General features: G+C 66.5%; 21 protein-coding genes. 16 read left to right on the top strand and 5 right to left on the bottom strand.

Features of this window, described 5'->3' with window-relative positions; all coding sequences use genetic code 11:
* Window positions 1-101 precede the first annotated feature (101 nt).
* From ACOQPH_RS01610 to ACOQPH_RS01635, 6 genes are all read left to right on the top strand, one after another.
* Window positions 102-3620: an indolepyruvate ferredoxin oxidoreductase family protein gene (locus tag ACOQPH_RS01610; RefSeq protein ID WP_420623017.1), complete on the top strand. Its 3519-nt coding sequence runs from the start codon at window positions 102-104 to the stop codon at window positions 3618-3620.
* A gap of 30 nt (window positions 3621-3650) precedes the next feature.
* Window positions 3651-4580 (top strand): phenylacetaldoxime dehydratase family protein, encoded by a 930-nt coding sequence (locus ACOQPH_RS01615; protein ID WP_420623018.1) that lies wholly within the window; start codon window positions 3651-3653, stop codon window positions 4578-4580.
* Between the two features lie 65 nt (window positions 4581-4645).
* Window positions 4646-5710, top strand: a complete 1065-nt coding sequence (locus tag ACOQPH_RS01620) for a PLP-dependent cysteine synthase family protein (RefSeq protein ID WP_420623019.1) — start codon at window positions 4646-4648, stop codon at window positions 5708-5710.
* On the top strand, window positions 5710-6909 hold the full coding sequence (locus tag ACOQPH_RS01625; protein ID WP_420623020.1) for a cystathionine gamma-synthase: 1200 nt from the start codon (window positions 5710-5712) through the stop codon (window positions 6907-6909). The genes ACOQPH_RS01620 and ACOQPH_RS01625 overlap by 1 nt, the downstream gene beginning before the upstream one ends.
* Window positions 6910-6947: 38 nt before the next feature.
* Entirely contained in the window at window positions 6948-7097 is a 150-nt protein-coding gene (locus ACOQPH_RS01630; protein WP_420624290.1) for a hypothetical protein, read from the top strand.
* Window positions 7072-7800, top strand: coding sequence for a histidine phosphatase family protein (locus tag ACOQPH_RS01635; protein ID WP_420623021.1), 729 nt, complete (start codon window positions 7072-7074; stop codon window positions 7798-7800). Before ACOQPH_RS01630 ends, ACOQPH_RS01635 begins: the two co-directional genes overlap by 26 nt.
* 53 nt (window positions 7801-7853) lie before the next feature.
* On the opposite strand, the gene ACOQPH_RS01640 is transcribed toward ACOQPH_RS01635, so the two are convergent.
* Both ACOQPH_RS01640 and ACOQPH_RS01645 read right to left on the bottom strand, forming a co-directional pair.
* The gene (locus tag ACOQPH_RS01640; RefSeq protein WP_420623022.1) at window positions 7854-9233 is read right to left on the bottom strand and encodes a M18 family aminopeptidase; all 1380 of its coding nucleotides are present in this window, start codon (window positions 9231-9233) and stop codon (window positions 7854-7856) included.
* Window positions 9234-9240: 7 nt separating this feature from the next.
* The gene (locus ACOQPH_RS01645) at window positions 9241-10089 is read right to left on the bottom strand and encodes an LLM class F420-dependent oxidoreductase (RefSeq protein WP_419552224.1); all 849 of its coding nucleotides are present in this window, start codon (window positions 10087-10089) and stop codon (window positions 9241-9243) included.
* A gap of 43 nt (window positions 10090-10132) precedes the next feature.
* Between ACOQPH_RS01645 and ACOQPH_RS01650 the strand changes: the two genes are divergently transcribed.
* The 3 genes from ACOQPH_RS01650 (at window position 10133) to ACOQPH_RS01660 (ending at window position 14510) form a co-directional block, all read left to right on the top strand.
* A complete protein-coding gene (locus tag ACOQPH_RS01650) occupies window positions 10133-10921 on the top strand; it encodes a hypothetical protein (RefSeq protein ID WP_420623023.1) in 789 nt (262 codons plus the stop codon).
* Between the two features lie 119 nt (window positions 10922-11040).
* Complete coding sequence (locus ACOQPH_RS01655; protein WP_419552226.1) at window positions 11041-12840, top strand: lipase family protein; 1800 nt, start codon at window positions 11041-11043, stop codon at window positions 12838-12840.
* A 20-nt stretch (window positions 12841-12860) separates the two neighbouring features.
* On the top strand, window positions 12861-14510 hold the full coding sequence (locus ACOQPH_RS01660) for a SulP family inorganic anion transporter (RefSeq protein ID WP_420623024.1): 1650 nt from the start codon (window positions 12861-12863) through the stop codon (window positions 14508-14510).
* Window positions 14511-14512: 2 nt separating this feature from the next.
* On the opposite strand, the gene ACOQPH_RS01665 is transcribed toward ACOQPH_RS01660, so the two are convergent.
* The gene (locus tag ACOQPH_RS01665) at window positions 14513-15232 is read right to left on the bottom strand and encodes a DNA alkylation repair protein (RefSeq protein ID WP_420623025.1); all 720 of its coding nucleotides are present in this window, start codon (window positions 15230-15232) and stop codon (window positions 14513-14515) included.
* Between the two features lie 102 nt (window positions 15233-15334).
* Between ACOQPH_RS01665 and ACOQPH_RS01670 the strand changes: the two genes are divergently transcribed.
* A complete protein-coding gene (locus tag ACOQPH_RS01670) occupies window positions 15335-16093 on the top strand; it encodes a rhomboid family intramembrane serine protease (protein ID WP_420623026.1) in 759 nt (252 codons plus the stop codon).
* Between the two features lie 24 nt (window positions 16094-16117).
* On the opposite strand, the gene ACOQPH_RS01675 is transcribed toward ACOQPH_RS01670, so the two are convergent.
* Entirely contained in the window at window positions 16118-16996 is an 879-nt protein-coding gene (locus ACOQPH_RS01675) for an EamA family transporter (protein WP_420623027.1), read from the bottom strand.
* A 304-nt stretch (window positions 16997-17300) separates the two neighbouring features.
* On the opposite strand from ACOQPH_RS01675, the gene ACOQPH_RS01680 reads away from it, so the two are divergent.
* The 6 genes from ACOQPH_RS01680 to ACOQPH_RS01705 all read left to right on the top strand — a co-directional run bounded on the left by ACOQPH_RS01680 (window position 17301) and on the right by ACOQPH_RS01705 (window position 24146).
* Entirely contained in the window at window positions 17301-18560 is a 1260-nt protein-coding gene (locus ACOQPH_RS01680; protein WP_420623028.1) for a branched-chain amino acid ABC transporter substrate-binding protein, read from the top strand.
* Window positions 18561-18728: 168 nt separating this feature from the next.
* On the top strand, window positions 18729-19772 hold the full coding sequence (locus ACOQPH_RS01685) for a branched-chain amino acid ABC transporter permease (protein ID WP_420623029.1): 1044 nt from the start codon (window positions 18729-18731) through the stop codon (window positions 19770-19772).
* Complete coding sequence (locus ACOQPH_RS01690) at window positions 19769-21628, top strand: branched-chain amino acid ABC transporter permease (RefSeq protein WP_420623030.1); 1860 nt, start codon at window positions 19769-19771, stop codon at window positions 21626-21628. The genes ACOQPH_RS01685 and ACOQPH_RS01690 overlap by 4 nt, the downstream gene beginning before the upstream one ends.
* On the top strand, window positions 21625-22443 hold the full coding sequence (locus ACOQPH_RS01695; protein WP_420623031.1) for an ABC transporter ATP-binding protein: 819 nt from the start codon (window positions 21625-21627) through the stop codon (window positions 22441-22443). The genes ACOQPH_RS01690 and ACOQPH_RS01695 overlap by 4 nt, the downstream gene beginning before the upstream one ends.
* Window positions 22444-22483: 40 nt before the next feature.
* A complete protein-coding gene (locus ACOQPH_RS01700) occupies window positions 22484-23254 on the top strand; it encodes an ABC transporter ATP-binding protein (RefSeq protein ID WP_420623032.1) in 771 nt (256 codons plus the stop codon).
* Between the two features lie 25 nt (window positions 23255-23279).
* A complete protein-coding gene (locus tag ACOQPH_RS01705; protein ID WP_420623033.1) occupies window positions 23280-24146 on the top strand; it encodes a DUF1932 domain-containing protein in 867 nt (288 codons plus the stop codon).
* Here ACOQPH_RS01705 and ACOQPH_RS01710 read toward each other — a convergent pair.
* Window positions 24143-25039 carry an LLM class flavin-dependent oxidoreductase gene (locus ACOQPH_RS01710; protein ID WP_420623034.1) on the bottom strand — a complete coding sequence of 299 codons (897 nt, stop codon included), beginning with the start codon at window positions 25037-25039 and terminating at the stop codon, window positions 24143-24145. The two genes, ACOQPH_RS01705 and ACOQPH_RS01710, sit on opposite strands and share 4 nt — an antisense overlap.
* Window positions 25040-25090 lie beyond the last annotated feature (51 nt).

Here is a 25090-nt window from a genome sequence, read left to right on the forward strand (position 1 = left end):
GCGGGCATCGTCAAGACATGAGTGCGTTCGTCATACGGGCAGCACTTTGGGCTGACGGGTAGCCTCCGCAAGGAGCCATGACGGCGGATCAGGGGGATTCGATGGCACTCGCAGACTTCAAGCTCGAGGACCGTTTCGACCGCGCCGAAGGCGATGTCGCCATGTCAGGCGTGCAGGCGCTGCTGCGTGTGCTGCTCGACCAGCTCCGGGCCGATCGCCGTGACGGTCTGAACAACGCCGCGATGGTCTCGGGTTACCGGGGTTCGCCGCTTGGCGGCATCGACAGCCTCATGCTCGGCAACGCAACCGAGTTGGCCGAGAACCACATCACGTTCCTGCCGGGGCTCAATGAAGACCTCGGCGCAACGGCTGTGTGGGGCAGCCAGCTCGCCAACCGCAACTTCGAAGGCCGCTACGACGGCGTGCTGGGCATGTGGTACGGGAAGGCGCCCGGCGTCGACCGGTCAGGTGACGCCATCAAGCATGCGAACGTCTGCGGCGTCGACCCCAAGGGCGGCGTGCTGCTCGTAGCGGGCGACGACCCGGCTTCGAAGTCGTCCACGCTCGCGTCGGAATCCGAGCCGGTGCTCATCCACTTCCAGACGCCGATCCTGTACCCCGGCTCGGTCCAAGAAGTCATCGACTACGGACGCTGGGGCTACGAGCTGTCCCGCTACTCGGGCTTCTGGTCGGCGTTGAAGATTGTCACCAATGTCGCTGACGGCTACTCGACCGTCGAGGTGGGCCCGGGAAGGGTGAGCGCCGTGCGTCCCGCCCTCGAATGGGACGGCAAGCCTTGGGCGCACACCCAGCAGGACGCCCTGTTCGGCCCGAATGCCGTGCGCATGGAGCTTGAGATCCATGAGGGCCGCATGGTCGCGGTCGACAAGTTCGTGGCGGAGAACAAGCTCAATCGCCAGACCGTCACCAGTCCCGACGCCAAGGTCGGCCTGATCGCGGCCGGGAAGACCTACTACGACCTGCGTGAGGCGCTCGACCGCATGGGTCTCAGCGAGGCAGAACTGTCTCGCCGTGGCGTCCGCATTTTCAAGCCGACGGTGGTATGGCCGCTGGAGCCCACCAGCTTGCGTGAGTTTGCACGTGGGCTCAACGTGATCGTCGTGGTCGAGGAGAAACGCTCGGTCATCGAGACGCTGGTGCGCGAGATCCTCTACGGCACCGCTTCCGCCCCCCGGGTGCTGGGCAAGCGCGACGCCGCCGACGGCTTCTGGTTCCCCGGTCACGGCGAGATGGACGCCGACCTCATCGCCCGCAAGATCCGCCCGTTCCTGGTCGACCGCTTCGGCAGCGACGGCATCGGCTCCGCCGTGCCGGAGCGCATCACGATCCCGCTGGCTGTCACCACCTCCGACGGTGCCAAAGCAGCGGGACGCACGCCGGGCTTCTGCTCGGGCTGCCCGCACAACCGCTCGACCTGGGTGCCTGAGGGCTCCGAGGCCGGGGGCGGCATCGGCTGCCATGGCATGGCGGCGATGACTCCCACCCGCAACGTGCGCGGCACCACCCAGATGGGCGGCGAGGGCGTGCAGTGGGTCGGCGCAGCGCCGTTCGTGACGATGGATCACCGTTTCCAGAACATCGGCGACGGCACGTTCCACCACTCCGGCTCGCTGGCGGTCCGCCAGGCCATTGCAGCAGGCACCAACGTCACCTACAAGATCCTCTACAACGCAGCGGTCGCAATGACGGGTGGCCAGGACGTGGACGGCGGCATGGAGGTGCCGGAGCTGACCCGCTCGCTGCATGCCGAGGGTGCGGCCAAGGTGATGGTCGTCGCCGACGATCCCGACAAGTACCCCGCCGAGGCTCAGTTCGCACCCGACACCGACGTCTGGCACCGCGACCGGCTCGACGAGGCGCAGCGGCTGCTGCGTGACATCGAGGGCTGCACCGTGCTCATCTACGACCAGGCGTGCGCGGCCGAGCTCCGGCGTGACCGCAAGCGCGGCAAGGTGGCCGAGCCCAAGACACGGGTGTTCATCAACGAAGCCGTTTGCGAGGGCTGCGGCGACTGCGGCGAGAAGTCGAGCTGTCTGAGCGTGCAGCCCGTCGAGACCGAGTTCGGTCGCAAGACGCAGATCCACCAGTCCTCGTGCAACAAGGACTTCACCTGCCTCGACGGCGACTGCCCGGCATTCATCGAGGTGGTGCCCGGGGGCAAGGTGCCCACGAAAGCAACAGCGGCCGTGGACGAGATCGGCCACGACCTGCCTGAGCCAGATCGGCTCGACGAGGGCAACATGCTGATGATGGGCATCGGCGGCACCGGCGTGGTGACCGTGAACCAGATGCTCGCCACAGCGGCGCTGCTCGACGGCAAGCAGGCCAACGGACTCGACCAGACCGGACTCGCCCAGAAAGGCGGTCCGGTGGTGTCGAACCTGAAGATCCGCCGCCTCGGCAGCACACCCGACGCCAATGGTTCCCACGGCAGTGATGGTGGCGAGGCCAACAAGGTCGGGACCGGCGAGGCCGACGCCTACATCGTGTTCGACCTGCTGTCGGGCACGAATCCGGTCAACCTCGAGAAGGCTCAGGCGGGCCGCACGGTGGCGCTGGTGTCGTCGTCGAAGGTGCCGACCAGCGCGATGGTGCGTGACACCTCCGCTGAGTTCCCCGAGTGGACGGCGTTCCAGCGCTCGATCGACGAGGCGACCACGCCGGAGCGCAACATCTACTTCGACGCAGGCACGCTGTCGGACAACCTGTTCCGCTCGCACATGCCGGCCAACGTGCTGGTGCTCGGCGCCGCTTACCAGTCGGGCGTGGTGCCGATCAGCGCCGCGGCCATCGAGCGGGCCATCGAGCTCAACGGCGTCGCCGTCGAAATGAACACCCAGGCGTTCCGCATCGGTCGCAACATCGTGCTCGACCCGGACTTCATGGAGACGCTGCACGTGGAGCGTGTCGGCCGGGTGAAGCGAGAGACCGGTCGTTCCAAGCGGGAGCAGAAGCTCGTCGACGCGGTGCCCGATCAGTCAGAAGAGCTGGCTCGGCTGCTGCGCATCCGCGTGCCCGACCTCGTTGCGTACCAGAGCGTCGACTATGCGGCGGCGTACGCGGAGTTTGTGGCCAAGGTGCGCGACGCCGAGGCTGCTGCAAGTGACGAGACGGCCCTCAGCGAGGCCGTGGCGAGGTACCTGTACAAGCTGATGGCGTACAAGGACGAGTACGAGGTTGCTCGCCTGCACCGCAGCGAGGCGTTCCAGCGGGCAGTGCGTGACCAGTTCGGCGACAAGACCGAGATCACCTACAAGCTGCACCCGCCGATCATGCGGCGCATGGGCGTCGACAAGAAGATCGGCCTTGGCCGGTCGGGTGATGTCGCATTTGCGTTGCTGGCCCGGATGAAGGGCTTGCGGGGCGGCGCGCTGGACATCTTCGGCAAGACCGTCCATCGCCGCATGGAGCGGGAGCTGATCGACGAGTACCGCGGGATGATCTCCCGGGCGCTCGACACGCTGGCGAGCGGCGATGATGCTGCCTACGCCCGGGCCGTCGAGATCGCCGAATTGCCGGACATGATCCGCGGCTACGAGGACATCAAGGAGAACAACGTCGAGCGGTTCCGCGCTCGCGCAGCCGAGCTCGGCGCCTGAGCGGATCCCTCGTCGGGATCTGTCAGACCGATGGCAGCGAATCGACCGGAGGGGCACTCGCCGAGCGCTCCGGCGTGGTGCGTTGTCGACTTCCCCGAGGTGACCGTCTATTCGATGGTCTTCTTGAAGGGTCCGGACAATGACGACACGCTGGCCGAATTGCAGTCGGCGCTGACCGAGGGCGACCATCGGCCCGATCACGTTGAGCGGGCCCGGATCGTGAACTTCACCGACGAGGGTGACGACGCGGCGGAAGCCCAGGGCGATGTCGAGACAGTCTTCATGGCGTACTGGGTGAATCCCGAGGCCTACGAGCGCTGGCGGCAGGGCTGCGGCGCGCTCGGACGGGCTGGGGTCTATTGCGAGACAGCCGTCATTCCCGCAGAGCGCTGGGAGACCATTGCCGGGACCAAGCGGCCGCTGCCGGGAATTCGGAACCTGACCTCGGTGGACATCACCGAGCTACACGACTACTGGGGCGCTGCGCGGGACCGCATGGCGGCCAGCGCTGATGATCCCTTCGAGTCGGCTCCCGGCTCGCCGCTGCCGGCCAACTTGTGTCTCATCCGCTCGGGTCAGAAGTGGGACGACTGCCCCGACGACGAGCGAGATCTGTACTTCACCGACATCGAACCGAAGCTGCGGGCCGGCATCGACTTCTTGGCCCGCAACCCCGATACCGGCTGCATCTCCAGCCGGTTCTTGCGGGAGCAGACCATCGACGGCGAGGATCTGCAGTCCACGAGCTTCGTGGGCTGGTTCGAAGACCTGGCGTCGCTGGAGGCGTGGTCCCGGTCGCACTCTACGCACCTGGCCATCTTCCACTCGTTCCTCTCGACGGTTCAGATTCTGGGACGCCCGCCCAAGCTCCGGCTCTGGCACGAGGTTTCGGTGCTGCCTGACGGTGGGGTCGAGCTGATGCGACCCGAGCTGTCGCCGCTCGCTGCTCTGTCCAGCTGAACCAGCTGACCTCACGACGCAACAGCGGGGCACGGCTGCGTCGGGCTCCCTAGGCTTTCGCAGCGATGGCTGCAGACGGCCCGATGGCATCGGGCGTGCCGGACCCGCTCGACGGTCTCGACATCGCCCCATCAATTCTGGAACTGGTGGGCCGAACTCCAATGGTCCGGTTCAGTCGGGTCGCGCCGCACATCATGACGCCGGTCGTGGCGAAACTCGAGACCACAAACCCCGGCGGATCGGTCAAGGACCGTGCGGCGATCGCGATGATCGACGCGGCCGAGGCCGACGGGCAATTGCGACCCGGCGACGTGATTGTTGAGCCGACCTCCGGGAACACCGGCGTGGGACTGGCTGTCGTCGCGGCCCAGCGTGGCTATCGCTGCGTGTTCGTCTGCACAGACAAGGTGGCGCCCGAGAAGGTGGCGCTGCTGCGGGCCTACGGCGCCGAGGTCGTGGTATGTCCGGTCGCCCTTGCGCCGGAGGACCCTCGTTCGTACTACTCCACTGCGGCGAGGTTGCGATCCGAGACGCCCAGGGCCTTCTCGCCCGACCAGTACTCCAACCAGAACAATCCCCGCGCCCACTACGAGACCACCGGACCCGAGATCTGGGATCAGACCGGCGGGCGGGTCACCCACTTCGTGGCCGGCGCCGGTACGGGCGGCACCGTCAGCGGCGTCGGGCGTTACCTCAAGGAACAGAATCCGGCGATCGAGGTCGTCGTGGCCGACCCCCCGGAGTCGGTCTACGCCGGCGGCGACGGCAGCAGCTATCTGGTCGAGGGCATCGGCGAGGACTTCTGGCCGACCACCTACGACGCCAGCATCGTCGACCGGGTGATTCCCGTCACTGACGCCGAGTCATTTGCCATGGCGCGCCACGTCACCCGCACCGAAGGTTTGCTCATCGGCGGCTCCGGAGGCACCGCGATCACTGGCGCTGTACGGGTTGCCGTCGAGCTGGACGCGGCGGGCCGGGCGGCGGATTCCCTCGTAGTGACCCTCATTCCCGATTCCGGTCGCGGCTATCTCAGCCGGGTCTTCGACGATGAATGGCTGGCGGAACGGGGACTGCCGGTCGACGGCACGCTGCCCGCGTCCGGCGGCGATTGCAAGGAGCCTGGGTAGTGCTGGGCGGCGATCCCCAGCTGTCTGGCTTCGAGGATCCAGACGACTTCGGCTTCGAGACGCGCGCCATTCGAGCCGGCCAGCCTCATGACCCCTACACCGGAGCGGTGGTCACGCCCATCTCGCTGGCAACCACCTTTGCCCAGGAGGCCGTCGGGCAGCCCCGCCACGGATACGAGTACGGCCGCACCGGCAACCCCACACGCCACGCCTATCAGGTATGCGTGGCGTCCCTGGAAGGCGCCCGCCACGGGTTTGCGTTTGCGAGCGGGCTGGCGGCATCGGACGCCCTGCTGCGAGTCCTGCGCCCCGGGGACAGCCTGCTGCTCGGCGACGATGCCTACGGAGGCACCCTGCGGCTGATCGACAAGGTGTTCGGCAACGCTGGCGTCACTTTCGCTGCCGCCGATCTCACCGCTCCCGACAAGATCCGGGATGCCTGGACGCCCCAGACGCGCATGGTGTGGCTGGAGACGCCGACCAATCCCTTGCTCACCGTGTTCGACATCGAGGCCATCAGCGCGATCACCCACGACTTGGGCGGCATCGTCGTGGTGGACAACACGTTCGCTACGCCGTACTTGCAACAGCCCCTCGCCCTCGGTGCGGACGCGGTGGTGCACTCCGCAACCAAATACCTCGGCGGCCATAGCGACGTCGTGGGCGGTTTCGTGGCCACCAATGACGACGCCATGGCCGAACACCTCGTGTTCACCCAGAACGCGGTTGGGGCCGTGCCGAGCCCCTTTGACTGCTACCTGACGCTGCGAGGCGTCAAGACGCTCGGGGTGCGAATGGACCGTCACTGCGCGAGCGCAGAGGCAGTGGTCGACCTGCTCGCCGGGCACCCGGCGGTGCGTTCCGTGCTGTATCCGGGTCTCGTCGACCACACCGGCCATGACATCGCGAGCCGGCAGATGAGCGGCCTTGGCGGCATGGTGTCGTTCCGGATGCACGGCGGCCGGGCTGCCGCAGAGCAGGTCGCAGCCGCGACCAGGGTGTTCACGCTTGCCGAATCGCTGGGTGCAGTGGAGTCGCTGATCGAGCATCCCGGAGCAATGACTCACGCGTCCGCCGCGGGCTCGGCCTTGGAAGTGCCCGACGACCTGGTACGGCTGTCCGTCGGTCTCGAGACCATCTCGGACTTGCTCGACGACCTGGGCGCAGCTCTCGACGCTGCGGCGAACGTTGGCGCCTGACCAGCCGGGGTTGCAGACGCTCCAACGTGCCCTTCGTCATGCTGGGTGCAGGCATCGGCTGGTTCGGCTGGTTCGAGTTCAATGCCGGTTCGGCCCTGGCGGCCAACGGCGCGGCGGCGTACCAGCTGAACGAGCCCGCGGGCAGGCCACTAGCTTGCGGCCGTGACACAGACCGCTCCAGACCGTGAACATGAAGACCTCGCAGCCTCCGACACCGAGGTCAGGCAGTTCGAGCAGCAGCGGTGGCAGCGGCCGCCGGGCGCTACCGAGATCCTGCTGGTGCGTCACGGCGCGTCCCAAGCGTTCGTGCCCGGCGAACCGTTCCCCATGCTGGGCACTCAGGGCAACCCTGCGCTCGCACCCGAGGGGCATGTGCAGGCGGCGGCAGTAGCCCGCCGGCTGGCTTCCGAGCCGATCGACGCGCTCTTTGTCTCGTCGTTGCAACGCACGCAGCAGACCTTCGAGCCGCTTGCTGAACGACTGGGCATGACTCCCGCGATCGAGCCCGACCTGCGCGAGGTGGCGCTAGGCGAGTGGGACGGCGGGAGGATCCGCCAGTTCGCGGCAGAGAATCACCCCCTCTATGTGCGGTTGCACACGGAGCGCCGCTGGGACGTCATTCCCGGGGCCGAGACCAACGAGCAGCTCATCGGCCGGTGCATGGGTGCCCTTGAACGCATCGCCGGGGCGCACCCCGACCGACTCGTCGCTGTCTGTGTGCACGGCGGAGTCATCGGCGCCGCACTGGCCCATATCGTCGGGGCCACGCCGTTCTCGTTCGGCGGCTCCGACAACTGCTCGATCACCCAGATCGTGCGCTGCGACGACGACTGGGTGCTGCGCCGATTCAACGACTGCTCACACCTCGACGACTACTTGCATCACCGCTGAGCGCTTGTTCAGTGCAACTCGGTCTGGCCGCGACGGCGATCCGCCGAGCGCTGTCAGCTTTCAGCGAGGAAGGCGCCCAGCGCCGCCGTCAGCAGTGCAGGGTCGTCGCTGCCGCCGAGTTCCCGGGCCGAGTGCATCGACAGCTGCGGCGAGCCCACATCGACGACGCTCATTCCCAGCCGGGAGGCCGTGATCGGCCCGATGGTCGAGCCGCACGGCAGGTTGCCGCGGTGGGAATAGATCTGGTGCGGCACCCCGGCGGCGTTACATGCGGACACGAAGCGGGCACTGGTCGCCGCATCGGTCGCATAGCGCACGTTGACATTCGTCTTGATGACCGGACCGCCGTTCAGCAGCGGCAAGTGCCCAGGTTCGTGGCGCTCGGGATAGTTCGGGTGCACCGCGTGGGCTCCATCGGCTGACACGCACAACGAGCGTGCCACCGCCCGCAGGTACTGCTCGCGGTCGGCGCCGAGGCTCTGGGCGATTCGCTCAAGTGCGTCAGCCAGGATTGGGCTGCCGGCACCGGTGGCGGAGTCGCTGCCGATCTCCTCATGGTCGAACAGCACGACGACTGCGGCGGTGTCGTCAGGCGCCGCGTCGAGCCCGACCAGCGCCTCGACGGCCGCATGACACGACGCCAGGTTGTCGATGCGACCGGCGGCGTACATCTCGCCGTCGCGCCCGAGCCGAGCGGGCGGGCACAGATCATGCGCCATGACATCCCACGCCAGCACTGCGTCGGGCTCGACATCGAGCTCACCGGCGAGGAACTGCCGGAACCCGTCCGTGCTCGGCTCGCCGAGTCCCCACACCGGTGTCATGTGCTGCTGGCGGTCCAGCTTGAGGCCATCGTTCACCTCACGGTCGAGGTGAATAGCGAGCTGCGGGACACGCAGCAGCGCCCGGTCGCAGCGCCACAGCACTGTGCGCGGAGCGGTCGACGTCAACGTGCGATCTTCGTCAGCGTCACTCCAGAACGGAAAATGCGTGTGCTGGTACTCGTCGTCGAAGAGCGACCGGGATCGGTCGCTGAGACGGTCGCTGTTGAACACGGTGACGCGGCCGGACAGGCCGAGGTCGCGGTCCAACCACGAGTTGAGCAGCACACCGCCGTACACCTCCACACCGAGCTGCCGGTAGTCGTACGCACCGCTGTCCGGCTGCGGGCGCAGGCGCAGGTTCGGACTGTCGGTGTGCGCGCCGATCACGCTGAAGCGCAGCCTGTCGGGATCGACGTGGGCCGCGGCGCGCACTGCCACAACCGTGCCGCCGTCGCGCGTCGCCCATCCGATTTCCGGCTCCAGCTCGTTCCACGGGTCGTCGCGGCCGACCTCGACGAGACCTGACGCCACCAGCCGATCGAGGGCTGCCGCAGCTGCGTGGTACGGCGACGGCGATGCCTCGATGAACTCGAATAGCTGGTCGAGCATGTGGGCTCTAAGCGTCGGCGTATGCCGTGATCACGTCACGGCTGAAGTCGTCGAACTTGGTACGTGACATCGGGTAGGTGACAAGACGAGTGATGCCGGCCGCGGCCGCCCGCTCGATGTGCTCCGGCGCTGCGGGCCCCTGTGTCATGAAGTCGATCTGCTCCGGGTCGCGTCCAACCCGCTCGGCACATCGCTTCGCATGCTCATAGAGCGCCGTCATCTCGTCGAAATCACCGGATACCGGGAAGAAGGCGTCGCCGTACTCACCGGCGCGTCGAGCAGCCCGCTTGCTGTCGCCGCCGACGACGATCGGCACCGATCCGGTCGGTTGCGGGCGGCAGTACACGCGGTCGAACGAGACGTGTTTGCCCTCGTACGAGCACACCTCGTCATGCCACAGCGATCGGTACGCCGCCAGGTACTCGTCGGTGATGTCGCCACGGTCGTCGAAGGAGACACCCAGTGCGTCGAATTCCTCAGCCAGCCAACCGGCACCGATCCCGAGCATCACCCGTCCACCCGACAGGCGGTCCAGCGTCGCGATCGCCTTGGCGGTCACCACGGGGTTCCGCTGGGGGACGATGAGAATCCCGGTGCCGAGCTTTATCTCCGAGGTTGCCGCTGCCGCGAAGGCCATCCAGATGAGCGGGTCGGGGATGTCGATGTCGTCCCGCTTGCCAGGCATCTTGCCGTCTTCGGAATACGGGTACGGCGACGCATAACCCTCGGGCACCACCACGTGCTCCACAGTCCACAGCGACTCGAAACCGGCCGCCTCTGCAGCTTGCGCGTAGGCGATAGCGCCCCCGCCCTCGACCTGCGGCCCAGTATTGGCAAGCGTCATTCCGAACTTCACTGCACACCCCTCTCGGTCTCTCCCTAGGTCGTAGTCTGCCCTTATGCGACGTATTTCCGGTTTGTTCCTTGCTATTGCCCTCATCGGAGCCGCCTGCGGTGGCTCCGATCCGGATCCGCCCCCGGCCACCGAGGCGGCCGCGCCGACCACGGTCGCCACGACCGAGGCAGCGCCGCCCACGACTCAGGCGCCGCCGCCTACAACTCAGGCGCCGCCGCCCACGACGGAGGCACCGGTCGTCACTACGACAACCGCGGCACCCATCGTCACCACCACCACGGCAGCGCCAGTAGAGGAGCCGGCAGTCGAAGAGGCGCCGGCGACGCCTGCTGCTGTCGAAGGCACGCTGCTCGAGGGCTCGACGCCCGAAGGCTTCGAGAATCTCCAGACGGCGAGTTCGACCCCCAGGGCAGAAACCTGTCCCGGAATCGGAACCTTCGGCGATGTCGAGCCGGTCGCGTATTCCGCGGCTGTGTGGGTCCGCGATCTGCTGACCGGGCCCTTCCTTGATGTCTGGATCGCCCGTTTCGAATCGCCTGAGGCGGCTTCAGAGGCGCTCAGCAATTACGGCGACGGGCTCATCGAGTGCGGCGAATTCATCGATGTGGAGACCGGTGCGCTCGGTATGTTCACCCTGGGTGAGGATCCCGGGCTCGGTGACGAGTCCTTCGCCGTCGACTACGAGGGCATAGTGCAGGGGCTGCCCATCCTCCGGTACGCCACTGCCGTACGCATCGGCGACTCGATCTACAGCGCGGGCTTGGCAGCGATATTCGTCGCGCCGGACCCCGCGATTCCCCTGGGAGCGCTTGACTTGATTCTCGGCCTCTGAGGACGTTCTTGGCACGAGCCGAGCTGGCTCGAACCTGAAGTCGGGCCCGGACACTTCCACCGGCGCACCTGACGCCCGATTCGTTCGGTGCATGTTGTCCTAGGCCGTACTGTGCAGGGATGCGCCGCATCTTGGCTCCATTGCTCGTCTTCGCCGTCGTCGCTGCTGCTTGCAGCGACGCCGACTCCGATCCGTCCCCAGAGGCGACAGCTGCTCCGACCACGTCCGCCGACACCGATGCGGGCGCAGTGGCAACCAGCCAAGCACCGGTCGCCACCGAGGCGCCGGCCGCAACCACTGAAGCGCCGGCCGCCACAACAACCGAGGCGCCACCGGCTGAGCCAGCGGCCGGTGACCTGGTATCAGCCGAGCCCATTGACGCCGGCGACCTTGACGGCTGGCGCATCACGTACCTGTCGACCGGTGTGGGCGGCGATCTCGTCGAGGTCAGCGGACTCGTCCTCGCTCCTGCGGGCATTGCAGCCGGCTCGCCGATTGTCACGTGGGCGCACGGCACAACGGGTGTGGCTGACGTGTGCGCGCCGTCGGCGACGCATCCCGCCGAATCCGGAATCCCGATGGCGATCGCCTCCGCTGGCCACATCGTGGCGGCGACGGACTACGAGGGCCTTGGCACGCCGGGCACGCATCCCTACCTGGTCGGCGAGAGCGAGGGCCGCGGCACCATCGACATCGTGCGGGCGGTGCGCCAGATGGATCTCGGCGCCAGCGACCGCTACGTCGTCTGGGGCCTCTCCCAAGGCGGCCACGCCGCGCTGTGGACAGGACAGATAGCGCCCTCCTACGCACCCGAACTGGATCTCGCCGGAGTGGTGGCTGCGGCCCCGGCAGCCAACATGAGCGGCTTGATGGACACCGTCGGCACCAATGCGCAAGGCTTCGCTGTCATGGCGGCGTTCGCCATGGCGGCCGCGTACGACGAACTCCGTCTCGAGGACTACTTCTCTGCGGAGGCCATCGACCAGATGGGAATCGTCGAGGAGGACTGCCTCGGTGCGGTCTTCGAGGCCTTCTTTGGCGTCGACGGTGATGCGATGCGCAATCCCAGCGGCTGGGACGGCATCAAGCCGGTCGGCCCGCTAGCCGAGGTACTCGCTGCCAATGAGGCCGGCGGGGCGCCCATCGTCGATGCGCCGGTGCTGTTCGTGCAGGGCTGGGCCGACGCCGTCGTGGCACCCGAGCTGGTCCGAGCGCTGCACGGCGCCTACTGCTCGCAAGGCACCCACGCGACCCTCGAGGTGTACCCAAGCGGCGGACACGTCGACACGACGCTGACGTATCTGGGTGAGACCCTCACCTGGGTCGGCGACCGCTTGGCCGGTGCTGCCGAGCCGGGAGGCTGCGACTATCTCGACCCTGACCTCGCGGAGATCGATGCGGCCTTGGCAACACCCGCTGCCGTGGAGGGCACATTGCTCGAAGGCTCGACGCCTGAGGGTCTCGACACGCTGCTGAGCGAAACCACCATGCCGGTGGCAGAGACCTGTCCCGGCACTGCGATCTTCAGCGGCGTGGAGCCGGTGGCGTTCTCCGCCGCGACGTGGGTCCGAGACCCGACGACGGGACCCTTCCTCGACGTCTGGGCTGCCCGCTTCGACTCGGCCGAGGTGGCCGCACAGGCCATCAAGGATTATGACGCCGAGCTGATCGCGTGCGGGGAGTTCGTCGAGCCGCGCACGACAGCGCTGGGCGCGTTCAGCCCCGGCGACACTCCGGAACTGGGCGACGAGTCCTACGGCCACGACTACGCCGGCATCGTCGCGGGCTTCCCGGTCAACCGCTACAGCGTCACAGCGCGTGTGGGCGACACGATCTACCATGCAGGGTTTGCGGTCCTGTTCGTCGATCCAGACGTCGCCGCCGTGCTGGGGGCCATTAACGCCATCCTCGGCCTCTGAATGGACTATTCGTTGTAGCTGTGCCAACGCTGAACTACAACGCAGAACGGCTACGCGGGGACGTCTTCGGCGGTCTCACCGCAGCGGTGGTCATGCTGCCGCTCTCGCTGGCCTTCGGTGTCGCATCGGGTCTCGGCGCCATCGCAGGCCTCTACGGCGCCATCGCCGTCGGCTTGCTGGCGGCGTTGTTCGGCGGCTCCCGAACGCAGATCTCCGGACCCACCGCGCCGCTGTCAGTGGCGATGTCGGTGGTCGTTGTCAACTACGCGGGTGGTGAGATAAGCCGAGCGCTTGCCATCGTGGTGATCGCCGGGCTTGTGCAGGTCTTGCTGGGCCTACTGCGCCTTGGCAGCTTCGTGTCGTACACGCCCTATCCGGTTGTGTCGGGCTTTACCTCCGCGGTCGGGTTGATCATCGTCGTAGTGCAACTGCTGCCGTTGCTGGGTAGCGAGGTCGTGCCCGGCGGAGTGGTGGCCTCCGTCCGCGCTCTGCCAGAGGTCGTGGGGAACATCGGAGTTGGGGCGGTGACGCTCGGCGCTCTCACCATTGGCGTTTGCGTGTTCTGGCCGCAGCGCCTGCGCCGGTTTCTGCCATCGTCGGTGGCAGCGCTGCTCGTCGGCACGCTGTTCAGCGTGCTGTGGATCGATGACGTGGCGATCATCGGCTATGTGCCTTCAGGGCTGCCTGACATCGCGCTGCCCGAGTTCGCCTGGGGTGATCTGGGTGGTGCTGTGGCGCCCGCGGTGACGCTCGCGCTGCTCGGCTCCGTCAACAGCCTGTTGACGGCGATGGTCGCCGACTCGATGACACGCGACCAGCATCGTCCGAATCGTGAGTTGATTGGCGTGGGAGCCGCCAATGTCCTGGCGGCGTTCATCGGAGCCGTACCAGGCGCTGGTGCCACCTCTGGAACGGTTGCGAATGTCAAGGCCGGCGGTCGATCGCGCCTGTCGGGAGCGCTCTGTGCACTGGTGCTGTTGGCTCTGGTGCTGGGCCTGGGACGCTACGCGGAGGTCATCCCGCATCCTGTGCTGGCCGGAATCCTCATCAAGATCGGCTTCGACATCATCGATTGGAAGTACCTGACGCAGGTACGACGGGCGCAGTTGGACCAGTACGGAGTGATGGCGCTGACGTTGGGCCTGTCGGTTGTGGCCGACCTCGTCGTGGCGGTTGGCGCAGGGCTCGTCGCTGCGGCACTGACGAATTCGCGCCAGCTCGAACGTCTCGAGTTCGACAACGTGGTGTCCACTCCCTTGCTCGACATGACGTTCTTGAGCGCTGGGGACGATAGCGACGCACCCGGTTTCGACCTCGATGCTGCGGACCCATTTGCAGCACGGACCGGCCTGCTGTCGCTGCGAGGCATCTATACGGCGGCATCGTCCATCAAGCTGTTCAACACGATCAACGCCGATGTGGCCGAGCACGAGGTGGTGATCTTCGACTTCACCGACACGCGACACATGGACGACAGCGCGACCTACATGGTCGGTCAGCTCGTCGACGTTGCATTGGATTCGGGTGCGAAGTGCATCGTGATGGGCCTCGAGGGATCGCAGGCAACGGGCGTCAAGGAATTGGACGTGCTCCGCGGGGTTCCATCGGATCACTTCGTCGCCGACCTCGATGAGGCCCGAGTGATCGCCCGTCGACTCCTAGGCGGCTAGCGCTAGGCGCTGGCTTTGGATCTGGCCTTTGCGGCACGCCGGGCGGCCACGCTGGCTCGATGTGCAATGGTGCGCTCGATATAGGGCGCGATGTCGGGGGTCTTGCAGCCGGTCTCGCCGTGATCGACGAGCACCGGACCGATCCGGCCGTCCAGGTCGATGACGTGGCGGCGCAGATTCTCATCGCGCAATCCAATGGCGATGAGAACACCGTTCATCTCATGACGAACCCGGTTGGGTCGTTTTGAGATCTCGGATTCGATCTGAACCACCAGATCCCGTAACTCGCCGGCTGACCACACGTCGGACTGCTCGGCTGTGCAGGCCACGATGAACCAGCCGACCGAGGCAGGCCACTCCCGGGGCGAGTCGCGCCATTCGTTGCTGAGTTCCCGAGCGTGCGGTGATTGTGCAAGCAGCCCACCCAGCGCCTCGGCCAGGATGTAGTTGCCGACGTCTCGCAGCCAGCGACGCGCCCTCGTCTTGGTCATCTCCGCGGCGTCGGCGATGCGCAGTGCCAGCACGCGGGCGTCGTGGTTGCCGGTCTCCCACAGCTCGGCTGCCAGCGAGTGGTCCTTCATCAATGGCTTGCCGATGCGGCCCAGTTCGGAGTAGCTGACGCCGAACATGGGCTCGGCGGCGCCATGGCGCGCATAGACCTTGCGGTTCTGCGCCGTGCCGGCGAGCTGCAACCGGGCCATCACATCTTGCAGCGTTGACATTTTTCCATGCCCCTCAGCAAACGTCGCTCGACCCCACGGCCGACGGAAAGCTACTGCTGCCTGCATCCGACCGCACCTGTACAACTCCTAGGGTTCAGGATCGTGCGAAGGCTGGGTGTTCGACGAGGCGGGCAGCCGACTGCAACCGTTGTGTTCGCGAGCGCTTCGGTCGTGGTCTTCGCCCTGACTCACAACTTGGCCCGGATCGTGCCGTTCGCACGAGGCTCTCTGCGATTCTCCGCTCTCGACGGTTACGGCCTTGTGGGGCCGTACGTAGCTGAGTTGGGGGAATGGTGGCGGATCGTCACCGGCACGTTCCTGCATGCCGACTTGCGGCACTTGCTGTTCAACATGCTGGTGCTGTACCTGCTGGGCCGGCGGCTCGAACGCTTCACCGGCCCGGCTCTGCTGGCCGGCACCTACGTCGTGTCGCTCATCGGCGGCTCGGCAGGTGCGCTGTTGCTTCGACCCGACGCGTTCGTGGTCGGGGCATCCGGCGCGGTGTACGGCCTGATGGGTGCCGCGTACGTGGTGGAGTACCTGCGCGGCGGCAATCCGTGGAGGGACGGGTTGGGCAGCCTCATCATCGTCAACGTGGTCATCTCGTTACTCATTCCCGACATCTCCATCGGCGGTCACCTGGGCGGACTTGTGGCCGGCGTTCTCGCCGGCCTGGCGATCGGCGACACCAGCCGGCGCCGAGGTCCGCCGACGCTGGCCGAACGGCTCTCGGGGGAGATCGTCGACATGCCAATGCGGCGTTCGCCCTATGTCGTGTGGGGCTTGCTGACGGCGATCGGGACAGCAGCATTCATGGGGGCACTGGTGGCCGCGGGCACTTGGCGCAACCCGCTCTTCTAGCGACGCCTCAGCGCCTTCGCCCGGTCAGGGAACGACGTCACCCGGCATCTGATCGGACTCCCGGTTGATAACGATCGCTGCAACCACGGCCACGATGCCTGCCAACTCACGCGCGCTCGGCACCTGCGACAGCCACACCAGCCCGATCAAGGTTGCAGCGACGGGAAGCAAAGCCTGCAGCAGGGCGAACCGTGCACGCGCCAGTCGTTGCATCACGAGCTGGTCGATGCCGTAGGGGATCACATTCGACAGCACCCCCGCCGCAACGCCTCCTGCCAGCAGGAGCGGAGCGCCCAATGCCGAGCCGAGGTCGCCGGCACCTGCTGGGCTGATCACCACGGCACCGATCAGCATGCCCACGCCGAGGCCGTCGACCGCCATGCCTGAACGCGCAACCCGGTGCCCCAGCACGATGTATCCGGCCCACAGCGCCCCTGCGATCAGTGAGAACAGCGCCCCCAGCTGCGCCTCTGGCGCCGCGAAACCCGCCAAGGTCACAACGCCAGCAACGGCTACCACCAGCGCCGACGTTGATCGGGCAGTCCGGGTGCCGATGACCGCGACAGCGATCGGCCCGATGAACTCGATGGCCACCGAGTTCCCCAGGGGGCCGCGGGCGATGGCGAGGTAGAAGAACAGATTCATCGACGCCAGTACCACTCCGAATGCAGCGGTCCAGGCCAGCTCGATGCGTGACCAGTGCCGTCGCCACGAACGGCGCAACACCACCAGCACGGCGCCCGCGCCCGCAACACGCAGCAGCGCAACCGTCATGGGCGACAGCTCGTCGAACAACTCGACGGCCGTTGCCGCGCCGAGGTACTGCGACACCGCGCCGACGGCGAACAGCGCCTCGGGCGAGACTCTGCGGGCCCATGAGCGGCCGCCCCCAGTGCCAGTCACGCCGTATGGCTAGCAGGCTCATTCGACCGACCGGCGGCTGAAGTGCGCCCGGCTTGATGTCCCCTCACATATGCGCATTACTTGTGCGGTAGGTCCGGTACATGTTCGTGAATTTGCAGCAATTTCAGATGCAAGTCGGTCCGATTGTGACCTAGCAGTGATCTAGGGTCAGATGTGACGCATCCAGCTTGGTAAGCCATGTCGGCGCGAGTACACGGTGCCGACGGCTATCCGACTGAGTGCGCCATGCGTACGAGGCCGCTGGTGCAGGTGCGCCCGGCCAACTCAACGGGGAGGAATGCGCATGCAACGAAAGCTATTGACCCTCTTGGCTTTGCTGTTCTCGATGGCGCTCATTGCGGCAGCGTGCGGTGAAGACCGACCTGAGGAAGGCGCGCTTGGCGTCGTCGAAGTCGAGGAAGGCGACGCAATCCAGATCCGGTCGCTCGAGGCCATTACCGGCGATGTCGCGTTCTTCGGCTTGCCGATCGAACGCTCGACGGTCTTGGCCATCGAGGACTACGGCCAGATCCACGGCTTCGACGTGGACCTAGGAACGACGCTCGACGACCTATGTTCCAACGACGGCGGCCAGGCGGCGGCGCAGACCATCGTCGCTGACGAAGATGTCCTCGGCGTGATCGGCACCTCTTGCTCGGGTGCGGCGGTCGCTGCAGCACCGCTCATCACTGAGGCCGGCATGGTCCTGATCTCGGGCGGCAACACCTCGCCTGCCCTGACCTCGGACTTGGCGGGCACCGCGGGCGCGAACTACAACGTCGGCTACTACCGGACGGCCCACAACGACCTGTTCCAGGGTGCCGCCATGGCGAAGTTCGTCTTCGGCGAACTCGGGCTGACCACGGCTGCCGCAATCCATGACGGCGACCCGTACACCCAAGGCCTCGCGCAGGCGTTTGCTGACGCGTTCGAGGCAGAGGGCGGCACGGTGACTGGGTTCACGGCGGTCAACAAGGACGACACCGACATGGTGCCGGTCTTGACCGAGATTGCCGCCGGGAGTCCCGAGGCGCTGTTCTTCCCGATCTTCCAGCCGGCCGGTGACTTCATCGCCGACCAGGCGCCGGGAGTCTCGGGTCTCGAGAACACCGTCCTGCTCGCGGCTGACGGCCTGCTGAACACGAACTACCTGGCGCTGCCGCAGACCGCGGGAATGTACTTCTCGGGTCCGGACACTCGCTTTGGTGACAACGTGAATCAGAGCACGGACAAGACCGCCAACGACTTCCTCGCCACGTACGAGGAGCGGTGGGGTGAGAAGCCGGCGGCTCCGTTCTGGGCGCATGGCTACGACGCCACCACGCTGCTGCTGGACGCGATCACGGCGGCCTCGTTCCTCGACGGCGACACACTGGTCGTCGACCGCCAAGGCATTCGCGACCACCTGAACAGCGTCACGGGTTACAGCGGCCTGATCGGCACGATCAACTGCGACGAGTTCGGTGATTGCGGCGCTGCCCGCATCACGGTCGTCCAGAACATCGGCGGCGAGGACAACGTAGAAGCCAGCATGGAGAACGTCATGTTCTCCTTCGCTCCTTGAGCCGGATGGGCGAGGTACTAGCCCAAACACGTCCGGCCCTCTAAGGTCAATTCGGTGTTAGAAGAAGGGGCGCCCCCAAGTGGGGCGCCCCGTCACCGGACTGTCCGTTTCAGATTCAGAGCGCCGCGTACCAAGGTCGACTGGTTCCTCACCGTCATCCGTGTGGGGGTGCTGGCGGTTCTCCTCGTCGGCTTCCTGGCGTTCATCGCCCAGGAGATCAACCCTGACAACCCGTTCGCCCGCTGGGCGAACCCCGACGCCACCGGTTTGACCGGGGCGCAATTCCGGGGGCTGGTGGTATCGGGTGTTGCGCAGGGGTCGATGTACGGCCTGATCGCCCTCGGCTACTCGATGGTCTACGGCGTGCTGGGCTTCATCAACTTCGCCCACGGCGAGGTGTTCATGGTCGGCGCGATGACCGGCATGATCACCTCGAACAAGCTTGCTGACGCGGGTCTGTGGGAGTCCAACTTCATCGGCTCACTGGTGTTCATCGTCATCGTGTCGATCATCGTGTCGACGCTCACGGCGGTGGTCATGGAGCGCGTCGCATACCGGCCGCTGCGCGGCTCACCCCGGTTGATCCCGCTCATCACGTCCATCGGCGTGTCGTTCTTCCTCCAGAACGCCTCGGTGGTCCTGCTGGGCCCCGCCAGCAAGTCCTACCCCGATGTGCCGGCTTGGGTGAAGGCCAAGCACACCTTCTTGCAGGTCGAGGGCGGCAAGATTCTCGTGGTGGTCGTCGCAGCCCTGTCGATGACGGCCCTGTGGTACTACGTCGACCGCACCAAGACCGGCAAGGCGATGCGGGCCGTGGCCGAGGACGCCGAGATAGCGGCACTCATGGGCATCAACGTCAACCGCACCATCGTCAAGGTGTTCGCAGTGGGCGGAGCGATGGCGGGGATGGCCGGGATCCTGTGGGGGATCCTGTTCCGCAGCGTCATTCACACCACCGGCTTCCTGCCCGGCATCAAGGCATTCAGTGCTGCGGTGGTCGGCGGGATCGGGCATCTGGGCGGCGCGATGGCCGGTGGGCTCTCGATCGGAGTGGCCGAATCTGTAGGGCCGCTGTTGATCCTGGAGCCGTTGGGCGTGAGCGGCGTCTCCCAGCTGCGTGACGCCGTGGCGTTCTCGATGCTCATCATCGTGCTGCTGGTGCGGCCAGCAGGTTTGTTCGGCGAGCGTCTGCCAGGGGAGGACCGAACGTGAGCGCACTGACGGCCCCCGATGCGGCGACTCCCGATACGACCGCGGCCTCCGCGGCGGCGCCTCCCCGCCCTGTTTTCGCGCAGGACTGGCGTCGCATCGGACGGATGGGTGCTGTGGCTGTCCTCGGGCAGTTCTTCATCTCGCTGTCCAACATGCCGGTGCGGCTCGACGGCAGGACGATCATCGAGGGCTTGTTGAGCCTCGGCTACCTGTCGCTGGTCATCGTGCCGTTCGCAGTCGGGACTCGCGTCGGTCATCAAGTCCGTCGAGAGGGCGTTCCCTATCACGCAGCCGGCGCGCACGAAGTCGTCGGCGGCGCTGTCATTGGCGCGCTCGCGGGCGGCGGCCTGTCGCTGCTTGCGATCCTGATTGCCAACTTCGACATACGCGAGCCGCTCGTGAATTGGAGCCCGATCCTGGCCGATCTGCTGGCCTTCGGCCGGGGCACGGCATTCGCCGTCGTGATCTGGCTGATCATCGGCGCAGCGATCGGCGCGGCGGGCGGGCTCCTGCGGGTCGTGCCGGCGGTTGCTCGGCGGGTCCTGTGGACAATGGTGCTCGCCGTCTTTGGAGCAGCGGTACTCGAGGCGCTGGTCGAGGACCTCGCCGAGGGCATGCACATCGACTCGGTGACGGACTGGTTCTACGCATCCAGGGGTGGCCTGACCATCACGGGAGCGGTGGTCCTCGCTGCGGGATCCGGGGTTCTCGCGTTCGTCGGGCGCGGCCGGGTGCGCCGGGCACGAGCTCGTGTCGAGCTGCTCGAGGGCGCGGCACGCAGTAAGGCGAACCTCGTGCTGATTCTGGCAACCGCTGCGGTGCTGATCGTCCTGCCGATGTTTGCCGGCAAGCTCACCAACGAGTTGCTGGCCAACGTGGGGCTCTTCGTGCTTCTGGCGCTCGGGCTCAACATCGTGGTCGGGCTCGCGGGAATCCTCGACCTCGGCTATGTGGCGTTCTTCGCTGTCGGCAGCTACAGCGCCGCAGTGCTGACCGCAGCGACATCGCCCAGGATCCACCCCGAGCTGCCGTGGTTCGTAGCCCTCATCGGCGTTGTTGTCCTGACGGGTCTGGTCGGGTTGTTCATCGGGGCGCCGGTCATCCGCATGCGCGGCGACTACCTCGCCATCGTGACGCTGGGTTTCGGCGAGATCATCCGCCTGCTGTTCCTGTCGGACTGGCTGTCGGGATGGTTCGGAGGCTCGCAGGGAATCACCAACATCCCCGGGGCACAGATCTTCGGACTGGCCGAAGTGTCGGGCACCGATCCCCGCAGCGTGTTCTACCTCGTGCTCGCGTTCTGTGCGATCGCGATCTACGTGTCGTGGCGCCTGGAGCGCTCGCGCATCGGGCGGGCGTGGATGGCCGTGCGCGAGGACGAGACCGTGGCTGAGGCCATGGGCATCAACACGGTCAACGTCAAGCTGCTGGCATTCGTGGTGGGCGCGGTGCTCGGTTCGTTCAGCGGAGCGATCTTCTCCGCCAAGGTGGGCTCGGTCTTCCCCGCCAGCTTCCTGATCCTCGTTTCGATCGTCATCCTGGTGGTGGTGATCTTCGGCGGGATGGGCAACATCGTCGGCGTCATCGCCGGCTCGGCCGTCCTCATCGGTGTGCTCGGCGGGCCTAAGCAGCCCGGGCTTCTCGCCGAATTCTCCGAATTCAAGCTCTTGATCTATGGCGCCTTGCTCGTATGGATGATGTTGGCGCGGCCCGAGGGCCTCATCCCGAGCGTGCGCCGCACCCGAGAGTTGCATCAAGAAGAGATGGCCCAGGACGCCTGGCTCCGGGGCCAGACAGAAGACGACGACCACGGCAACGGGGCTGACGCCAGTCGACCGGCAGGGGAGTCGGCGTGAGCGCGGCGACACAAACCGATGCCCCGGCGACCGAACCGATCCTCGAGACACGAGGGCTCAGCGTCGACTTCGGCGGCCTCAAGGCGCTCGCGGGATTGGACCTGGCTGTGTACCCGGGCGAGATCGTCTCGGTCATAGGACCGAACGGCGCAGGCAAGACCACGCTGTTCAACGCGATCAGTGCCACTGTGCCGGCCTCAGAGGGCGACATCCTGTTCGAGGGGCAGTCGCTGATCGGGCTCGATCCCAACCGCGTCACGTCGCGCGGCATCGCCAGGACGTTCCAGAACGTGCGGCTGTTCGCCAACATGACGGTGCTCGAGAACGTCATGGTCTCCCAGCACTGCCGGACCAGCCAGAACGTTGTGGGAGCGCTGCTGTGGACGAAGGCCTTTCGTCGCGAGGAGGAAGAGATTCGCCGGCGCGGCGAAGAGGTGCTGTCGTTCTTCGGCCATCGACTCGTGGGCTACCGCTTCCACCAGCCTGCCTTCACCCTGTCGTATGCCAACCGTCGCCGCCTAGAGATCGCCCGTGCGATGGCCACGCAACCCAAGCTGATCCTGCTTGACGAGCCCGTGGCGGGTATGAACCCCACTGAGTCGGCCGAGCTCACCGGCCTGATCGGGCGACTGCGTGATGAGTGGGGGTACGCGATCGTTGTGATCGAGCACGACATGGAAGTGGTCCGGGAAGTCTCCGACCGTGTCGTCGTGCTTGACCACGGAGAGAAGATCGCCGAGGGCGACTACAGCGACGTGTCGGTTGATCCACAAGTCATTGAGGCCTATCTGGGCCATGGCGCGGCGGCCTCATGAGCAGGTCACGCTCCGCGAGCGGGACAAGGGCGAGCCGGCCATGAGCGCGCCGGAGTCGGACCCGACCGTTCCGCTCCTTGAGATGCGTCAGGTGAACGCTCACTACGGCGCAGTGCACGCGTTGCGCGACGTCGACTTGGCCATCTACGAGGGCGAGCTGGTGTGCTTGCTCGGCGGCAACGCCAGTGGCAAGTCGACGACGCTGAAGACCCTGCTCGGCATGCTCAAGCCCACATCGGGAGAAGTGGTGCTCGACGGCGAGGTCGTGAACGACCGCCCGACCAGCTACCGGGTCGCCCGCGGCGTCACGATGGTTCCGGAGAACCGGAGGCTGTTCAAGCGACTGACCGTGCGGGAGAATCTGCAACTGGGCGCGTACCTGCGCAACGACAGCGACGGCATAGCGACCGATCTGGAGCATGTCTTCGAATTGTTTCCCCGCGTGAAGGAGCGTCTCGGCCAGAAGGCCGGAACGCTGTCGGGAGGCGAGCAGCAGATGGTGGCCATTGGTCGGGCGCTCATGTCCCAGCCGCGGGTGCTGTTGATGGACGAGCCCTCGATGGGGCTTGCGCCGGCACTGGTGCAACAGAACTTCGAGCTGATCGCCCAGATTCACGAAGCCGGCATGACGGTGTTCATGGTCGAGCAGAACGCCAACATGGCGCTCTCGATCGCCGACCGGGGCTGGGTGCTGCAAACCGGCCGAGTCGTACTCGACGACACCGCCGAGGCGCTCCTGGCGAACCCAGCCCTGCGCACGTCCTATCTGGGCGGTGGCTCCGACGGCACACCGTCCGGAGACTCGGCATAGAAGCGTCGCTGCTAGGACTTTGCCCGTGAGCGAGGCACCCCAGGAGGCCGTTACCGGAATCCTGCACCCTGGGACCATGGGCGTGACCGTTGGAGCTGCGTGCTCGGGCACCGTGCTGTGGGCCAGCGAGGGCCGTTCGGACGCGACCCGCCAGCGAGCAGCCGACGCTGGTCTCGTTGACGTGGGCGACCTCGCATCGATGGTCGCCACCGCAGACATGGTGATCTCGGTCTGCCCGCCCCATGGGGCCGAGGCACTGGCTGACACCGTGGCCGATACGGGCTTCGCAGGCTGCTACGTGGACGCGAACGCAGTGTCGCCCACGACGGCCCACAAGATCGGAGCGCTCTTCGAGGACTTCGTCGACGGCAGCCTGATCGGCCCACCGGCGACGAAGCCCGGCACAACCCGGCTCTATCTGTCGGGCTCTCACGCTGAGGGTGTAGCCGCCCGCTTCGAGGGTTCCGCACTGGAGCCTCGCGTCCTGCAGGGAGGCGAAACGGGTGCCGCATCGGCGTTGAAGATGGCCTATGCATCGTGGACCAAGGGCACCAGCGCCCTGTTGATGTCGGTGGCTGCACTCGCTGCGGCTGAGGGCGTGGCTGATGAGCTGTCTGCCGAGTGGGCGCTGTCGCAGAGCGGCTTGTCACAGCGACTGTCGTACACCGCAATCGCAGTGGGTCCCAAAGCGTGGCGCTGGACGGGTGAGATGGACGAGATCGCAGACACGTTCGCTGCGGCAGGTCTCCCCGACGGCTTTCACCGCGCCGCGAGCGAGGTGTTCGAGCGTCTTGGGGTCTTCAAGGAGGCCCGAGGGGCCTCCGTCGAGCGAATGATCGCGGCCCTGCTGGGCTCAGCAGCGACGTCGACGGACGGCGACGAGCAGGCCTAGTTCTGCAGCGGCAGAACGGCGTTTGCGACGCCCTCGAGTTCTTCGAACCAGTCCTCGGGCTCACCGACCAGGATCGGCACGAACTTCGACGCGCCCACCTCGATGAAGCGCTGCAGTTGGTCCCTCAGGCCGTCCCAGCCGGTCGGGATGATCTCGCCTGGGTCGATGCCGGGGGCACGCCGTTCGAGGATTGCCTTGTATCCGGCGCTCATCTCGCCCTGGGTGTAGGGGACGAGGACGCCGAAGTGCTCAGGGTCTATCCAGCGCTCGTGTTCGTCGGCGGCCTCGTTCACGATCTTCCAGCCGGCGGCCGCGATGTCGGGCGTGCAGAACGACGGCAGCCATCCGTCGCCGAAGCGCCCGCAGCGGCGTAGCTCGACATCCGCCGCTCCGCCCAGCCAGATGTCCATGGGCTTCTGGGCCGGCTTGGGCGCCAGTGTCACGTCGTCGTAGTGGTACCAGTCACCGTGGTGAGTGACGGGCTCGTCCTCCCAGAAGCGCTTCAGCAACGGAAGGGCCTCGTTGAACATCTTCGCCCGCTGGCGTCGCTCGACGCCGAATGCGGCCTGCTCGTGCACATCGGCCACCCCTAGGCCGAACGCAGGCAGCAGGCGGCCGTCGGACAGCCGATCCAGGCTGGCGAGCTCTTTGGCCAGCACGGCGAGGTTCCGGCCGGGCAGCACGAGCACTGACATGCCGAACTTCATGCGCTTGGAGCGGCCTGCCGCATACGCGAGGCCCACGATCGGGTCGGGACATTCGCCGCCGAGCCGCTCGCTCAGCCACAAGGAGTCGAAGCCCAAGTCCTCCAGCGCGTCCACGAACGGGTCGAAGGTGGCATGGTCGTTGGTGAAGCTGCGCGTGCCTAGCCCGAAGCCGATGCGGATCTTCATGGCACCCACGCTAGGGCACTATGCCCGTGTCAGGCCCGGGCAACTTTCTAT

It is taken from the genome of Candidatus Poriferisodalis sp. (assembly GCF_965221945.1).
Lineage (GTDB): Bacteria > Actinomycetota > Acidimicrobiia > Acidimicrobiales > Poriferisodalaceae > Poriferisodalis.